Genomic DNA, 1,387 nt, shown 5'->3' with positions numbered 1-1,387 from the left:
TCATATCAAACCTCATAAACCTCATATCAAACCTCATATCAAACTTCATATAAGTACAGGGTCAACGGGGAGTAGGTCAAAATAATAGAACAAATGAACTACTTGACAAAATCACAAAAATAATTTACATACCTTGCTTACATTGTGTGTAGCGCTATATTATTCAGCATTCTGTAGGGTGGGCATTGCCGGTTTACTTACCCAAATCCTGCCCAAATTTATCTGAGCAATGCCCACCAAGCAGGGTACCCATGGCCGGTTTCTGAACCAATGCCCACCCTACGATTATTGTGGATTGGTGGGCATTGCCCATTTCATTGCTCGCCGTTCAATCATGATCTTGATCAGCAATGCCCACCCTACGATGATGGTGGATTGGTGGGCATTGCCCATTTCATTGATCCGCGTTCAATCATGATCTTAATCAGCAATGCCCACCCTACTTGCTATTCACGCTCCTTCTTACAAAAATCATGAGCCTTATTGTTAATCTTATCAATAAGATCAGTTACCTCAGCCGGAGGATTAGGCATCAGATAAATTTCCCGTAATGCATCTGACCAAAGTTGTTTGTCTATGAAATAGTTAATTCGTTTCAGAGCAATCTTATCAGCACTGGCATCTTCAGCTTTCAGGTTACTTTCTAATTCATTTAAGTCAGTGGTGATTTGATTACGCTTTTCGTCATCCATTAGACGAAAACTTCTCTTCGTAGGAAGTTCCTCTAAAGGAATTGTATTCCGCCAATAGTAAGCTTTACCTGGTTGTAAGGGCTTCCCTTGATAAAGGATACTAGTAGTAGTAGGCTCTAAAGGTTGCTCCCACAATTGTTGATTAGTACGCATTTCACGCACCTCAATACCTTTCATTTTTCCTTGCCATAGAAATAGGGGTTGCTCACTCCAAATTTCTAAGCTTCCATTCTGTATTTCTAAGCTTCCATTCTGTTCAGAATTAAGGTCACGATCTGGTAGCTGACCAGGGATGAGCATGCAGAGATTTTGCTCGATAGAATTATCATCTGTTAAGACATCTCTTGAGCCCTTTTTACCTTTCTTCCGTCGCAATCTCTTCCAGATATCACCCCATTTTAATGTAATTAGCTGGCCTTGAGACTGGGATAACTGCTGATCAGACTGAGGTCTTTGTACTATGGCATCCAGAGGCAGGACATAAGAAGATAGTAGCACAACGACTGTTAGTAGCAAGGTAGATTTTTTATCGATTATTATAGCCATAATATTCTTTCTGACTGATAAGTGAATGAGTAAATAATGTTTACTATTGTTTGCGGGTAGCACTATAAGTACTAAACACTACTAAAGGCATCAAAGTAGGTAACAGTACCTTCAAGGAGATATAAACTTGTAATGAAACCAAGCAATAA

1 protein-coding gene is annotated in these 1,387 nt (G+C 39.7%); it reads right to left on the bottom strand.

All coding sequences use genetic code 11. From position 1 onward, the window contains the following. Nucleotides 1-446: 446 nt before the first annotated feature. The gene (locus tag F6K38_RS41985) at nt 447-1,238 is read right to left on the bottom strand and encodes a hypothetical protein (protein ID WP_287360766.1); all 792 of its coding nucleotides are present in this window, start codon (nt 1,236-1,238) and stop codon (nt 447-449) included. Nucleotides 1,239-1,387: the final 149 nt, after the last annotated feature.

It is taken from the genome of Moorena sp. SIO3B2 (assembly GCF_010692525.1).
GTDB classification, from domain to species: Bacteria; Cyanobacteriota; Cyanobacteriia; order Cyanobacteriales; family Coleofasciculaceae; genus Moorena; species Moorena producens.
Note: the sequence above shows the minus strand (reverse complement) of the source record. Positions and strands in the feature narration are given on the sequence as shown.

Bases quoted from the DNA above. Each gene is read 5' to 3' on its own strand.
- F6K38_RS41985 (WP_287360766.1), bottom strand. From the start codon at position 1,238: ATGGCTATAATAATCGATAAAAAATCTACCTTGCTACTAACAGTCGTT.